General features: G+C 72.5%; 5 protein-coding genes. 2 read left to right on the top strand and 3 right to left on the bottom strand.

The genetic code is table 11. From position 1 onward, the window contains the following. Positions 1-647: hypothetical protein (locus WML84_RS14215; RefSeq protein WP_347346793.1), on the top strand; the 647-nt coding region annotated here is incomplete at its 5' end. Positions 648-816: 169 nt separating this feature from the next. Here WML84_RS14215 and WML84_RS14210 read toward each other — a convergent pair. Continuing rightward, complete coding sequence (locus WML84_RS14210; RefSeq protein WP_347346792.1) at positions 817-1308, bottom strand: GNAT family N-acetyltransferase; 492 nt, start codon at positions 1306-1308, stop codon at positions 817-819. A gap of 169 nt (positions 1309-1477) precedes the next feature. Between WML84_RS14210 and WML84_RS14205 the strand changes: the two genes are divergently transcribed. Continuing rightward, positions 1478-1684: a cold-shock protein gene (locus WML84_RS14205; RefSeq protein ID WP_347346791.1), complete on the top strand. Its 207-nt coding sequence runs from the start codon at positions 1478-1480 to the stop codon at positions 1682-1684. Between the two features lie 183 nt (positions 1685-1867). On the opposite strand, the gene WML84_RS14200 is transcribed toward WML84_RS14205, so the two are convergent. Further along, positions 1868-2551: an HAD hydrolase-like protein gene (locus tag WML84_RS14200; RefSeq protein WP_347346790.1), complete on the bottom strand. Its 684-nt coding sequence runs from the start codon at positions 2549-2551 to the stop codon at positions 1868-1870. Between the two features lie 59 nt (positions 2552-2610). Continuing rightward, on the bottom strand, positions 2611-3111 hold a 501-nt coding region (gene nucS / locus WML84_RS14195), incomplete at its 5' end, for an endonuclease NucS (protein ID WP_347346789.1).

Here is a 3111-nt window from a genome sequence, read left to right as displayed (position 1 = left end):
GCGGCATGACCACGCCCTCGCGTCCCGACCATTCGCGTTCCACCGCCGAGGCCATCGCATCGCTGTTCGTCGTGCCCGACGCCCTGGTCGAGGCCGTCGCCGCGGTCACCGAGAAGGAGGCGCGCGATCGCATGCGCCGGCGCGGCGTCGTGGTCGACGCGAAGGCGACGGCGCACGAGCTCGCCACGCGGCTCACGCGCGACGAGCTGGGCGACCTGTCCGACGCCGAGCTGGAGCCGGACCAGGTCGTGCGGATGAAGGTGCGTCGGGGCGAACTGCTGCGCGAGCTCATGCTGCAGGGCACGCCCGACGCGTACGCCGTGTTCCGGGCGCGCCTCGACATCGCCAAGGAGCGAGCGCGCGTGAAGACGGCGCGCGCGGCGATCGAGGCGACCCAGCGTCGCGCCCACACCGATCCGGTGACCGGCCGCTTCGATCTGCGCGTGCACGGCACGGTCGACACGCGGTCGATCGTGCCCGCCCGCGCGGGGGAGCCGGGTGCGGACTGGCACCACCTGCGGTCGTCCGCGCTCGTGCACCACCTCGCGTCGGTGCAGTTCGCGCTCCGCGCCCTCGAGCGCGACCCGGAGCTGGCCGCCGCGGTCGAGGCGGAGGTGCAGCGCATGCTCGACGAGGCCGGCCTCTGATCCGCTTCGCGTGACGTCGCGCTCGGTCCGAGCGTCGTCGTTACGCGAGCCACTGCTCTCCCGACCACTCACTGCGGTGCGGCGCAGTGAGTCAGCTCCGGAGCAGTGAGTCGTCGCGTCGGGTGGGGCCGAGATCGACTGCGGCGCGGGGCACGATCTCGACGCCGGCTCAGGCGCCGTCGACGGCGGGCAGGAGTGCGAAGACGACCTCGTCCACGTCGCGGCCGAGCCCGGGCGCATAGGCCGGATCGCGCGAGACCTCGGTGAACCCCACCCTCGTGAGCACCGCGATCGCCGCCGCGTTGTGCGCGGGCACGCGGGCGAACAGCGGCCGCTCCGGCTCGCGGGCGATCAGGAGTCGCAGCGCCGCGGACGCCACGCCGCGTCCCCACGCGTGCCGCGCGATCCAGAAGCTCACCTCGCGATCGCCGTCGGTCGTGAACGCCGCGGCGGTGCCGGCGAAGCCTCCGCTCTCGGTGACGACGTGGAGTGCGACCGACGGCGCGGCGCGCTTCGAGGCGAGCCAGGCGTCGAAGGCATCCCGGTCGTCGGGATCGTCGGCGGTGAAGGCCGTCATGGCGACGGCGTCCGGGTCGCGCATCATCTCGAAGACCGCGTCGTCGTCGTCCTCGTCCATGCCTCGCAGCTCGATGTGGCCCACGGGTTCACCGTAGCGAGCGCCGGCGCCGCCCGCATCGTCCGGATCCGAGAGCGGCAAGTGCAACATTTGTGTCACCATTGTCCGCTCGCATCCCACGCCGGCCTGCCCGCTTGGCTACGGTGGGGAGGCGGCGCGCTCGCGCCGATGACACACAGCAGTAAGGCAGTCCATGAGCACCAGCGGCACCGTCAAGTGGTTCAACTCGGAGAAGGGCTTCGGGTTCATCGCTCCGGACGAGGGCGGCGCTGACGTCTTCGCCCACTACACCGCGATCCAGTCGAGCGGCTACCGCTCGCTGGAGGAGAACCAGCGCGTCGAGTTCGAGATCGCGCAGGGCCCCAAGGGCCTGCAGGCGGAGAACATCCGCCCGATCTGATCCCGTGCGTCCACCGGTCGCGCGCATCGCACGACGCGCGCGACTCGGTGCGCCACTCACCGTCCCGTCGCCGGGTCCTCCTGCGGCAGCACGGTGACTCGGCGCGCGAGCCGGGGTTCGAGGAGGCCCGCGGTCGTGAGAGCGACCGCGGCTTCGGCGCGCCCGCGCGCGTCCGGGAAGCCTCTACTCGTACTCGCGCCCGTCCACGAGGAGCAGCGCGCGGAGCTGGTCGACGGTGTCGACGACGGCCTGCGCGCCCTCCGACTCATGCGGCCAGCTGAAGCCCCACCGCACGAAGATCACCGGCACGTCGTGGTCGCGGCCGCCCTCGACGTCGTGGTGACGGTCGCCCACGAGCACCGGACGGTCGATGTCGGCCCCGGTGGCCTCGAGCCGTCGCAGCGCCTCGCCGACGATGTCGGACTTCGAGGCGAGCGTGCGCTCGTCGGGCGTCGCCCCGGCGGTCGCGCTGAGGTACGGCGCGAGCCCGAAGTGGTCCATGAACGCGACCACCTGGTTCTCGGGCTTCGAGCTGGCCGTCGCCTGCGGGATGCCGGCGGCCGCGAGCTCCGCGACGAGCTCGGCCATGCCGGGGTACATGCGCGATCCGCTCGTATGCCCCTCGGCGGCCCCGATCGCCCGGTAGTGGACGACGGCCTCCGCCGCCTGCTCCGGCGACATGCCGACGTTCTTCTGGAACGACTCGAACATCGGCGGCCCGATCCAGTGCACGAGCTCGGCGCGCGTGGGCTCCGGGTGGCCGAAGTGCTCCAGGGTGCGGCTCAGCCGCCGCAGGATGCCTTCGGACGCATCCACGAGGGTGCCGTCCACGTCCCAGAGGATGCACGACCAGGGCGATCTCGACATGGACTCAGCCTACAAGCCGGGCGCACCGGCATCCGTCCCGCGACCCGCGCGCGTGCCGGTCAGAACAGGCGCGGGGCCCCGGACTCGACGCCCTTCATCCCCTCGTAGTCGAGGGTCACGCAGCGGATGCCGCGGTCGGCGGCGAGCACCTTCGCCTGTGGCTTGATCTCCTGCGCGGCGAACACGCCCGACACCGGCGCCAGGTGCGGGTCGCGACCGAGGAGCTCGAGGTAGCGCGTGAGCTGCTCGACGCCGTCGATGTCGCCGCGGCGCTTGACCTCGACGGCGACGGTGCCGCCCGCGGGGTCGCGCAGCAGCAGGTCGACGGGTCCGATCGCGGTCGGGAACTCCCGGCGGACGAGGGTGAGATGCTCGCCGATCACGCCGACCTGCTCGGCGAGCAGACGCTGCAGATCCGCCTCCACGCCGTCCTTGACCAGGCCGGGGTCGATGCCGAGCTCGTGCGACGAGTCGTGCAGGATCTCGTACAGCCGCACCGTGAGCGAGTCGCCGCTCTTGGCGTGCGTGACGCGCCACTGCTCGACGACCACCTCGTCGGC

The sequence above is a fragment of the Microbacterium sp. genome, assembly GCF_039812165.1.
Classification (GTDB): Bacteria; Actinomycetota; Actinomycetes; order Actinomycetales; family Microbacteriaceae; genus Microbacterium.
Note: the sequence above shows the minus strand (reverse complement) of the source record. Positions and strands in the feature narration are given on the sequence as shown.

Coding starts and splice junctions, on each gene's coding strand:
- WML84_RS14205 (WP_347346791.1), top strand. CDS start 1,478: ATGAGCACCAGCGGCACCGTCAAGTGGTTCAACTCGGAGAAGGGCTTC.
- WML84_RS14200 (WP_347346790.1), bottom strand. CDS start 2,551: ATGTCGAGATCGCCCTGGTCGTGCATCCTCTGGGACGTGGACGGCACC.